Consider the following 1064-nt stretch of genomic DNA (forward strand, 5'->3'; position numbering starts at 1 on the left):
CCCCTGCTCGTGGTGGCTTGTGACTCCACCTCCGAGCATGCGCCCGGCGGAAGCGTCACGGGGAGCGGAGGCCCCGCCCCTTCATCGCATCAGAAGCAGGTTCGTTGGATTTTCGGCGATTGCTACTGGCACCCTAGGGCGGCCCGGGCGGTGGCGATGTGGTCTTCGGCGGTGTTGGAACCGGCGTTGCCCGGCCGCAGCACCAGGGCGGCGGTCTCCCCGGTGCCGCCCGGGCCGTGGTCGATGAACGCGTCCTGCCGGGTCGCCTTGCCTAACTCGAGGCGGATCGTCGGGCAAGTTCGGTCGCCAGGAGATCGCCCGTCGTCTCGTCGAAAGCGATGAGCCTGACGTGCTGGAGGCCGGTCGCTGCGGAGGTGATGGTCGTGATCGCGATCCGTGCCGCCTCCTCGGCGGGGAATCCGTAGACGCCGGTGGCGATCGCGGGGAAGGCGATGCTGCGTACGCCGAGTTCGTCGGCGACCTCCAGGCAGCGGCGGTAGCAGGAGGCGAGGACTTCGGCCTCGCCGTGGCCGCCGCCTTCCCAGACGGGGCCGACCGTGTGGATCACATGCCTGACTGGTGGATCGAGGTCGAAGCCCGGTGTGACCATCGCATCGCCCGGATCGCAGGGGCCGATCGCCGCGCCCGCTTCGGCAAGGCGCGGGCCGGCCGCCCGGTGGATCGCGCCGTCCACTCCGCCGCCTCCCATGAGCGACTCGTTCGCCGCGGTGACGATGGCCTCGGTCCGCTCACGGGTGATGTCGCCGACGACGACCTCGATCACTGGCATGCCCCTGATGATGCCCGAAACGACAGGCCCTCGATTCGGTGTCCGCCGTAGGAGAACGTGTGGACACCGCCATGGCCCCCCTGAGTGCAGAAATTGGCGCTAGCCGGTGGGCGCTCGGGAAGAGGGGCTAGGTGGGGTTGGCGGTCTGTTCGTCGGCCTCAGTGAGGTTTTCTCAGCGGAAGTCACCGCCAGGCGTTGTTGAGGACGAGGGCGGCCTGGGTGATGGCGCCGATGCGGCCGGGGCTGAGGGTGACGTGGCGCAGGGCGCGCCAGC

General features: G+C 69.7%; 1 protein-coding gene. It reads right to left on the reverse strand.

Annotated elements, in window-relative coordinates:
* Positions 1–271 precede the first annotated feature (271 nt).
* Positions 272–784 (reverse strand): macro domain-containing protein, encoded by a 513-nt coding sequence (locus tag C4U03_RS39720; RefSeq protein ID WP_407701473.1) that lies wholly within the window; start codon positions 782–784, stop codon positions 272–274.
* Between the last annotated feature and the right edge of the window lie 280 nt (positions 785–1064).

Origin of the sequence: Thermomonospora echinospora, from assembly GCF_900108175.1 — a bacterium.
GTDB classification, from domain to species: domain Bacteria; phylum Actinomycetota; class Actinomycetes; order Streptosporangiales; family Streptosporangiaceae; genus Thermomonospora; species Thermomonospora echinospora.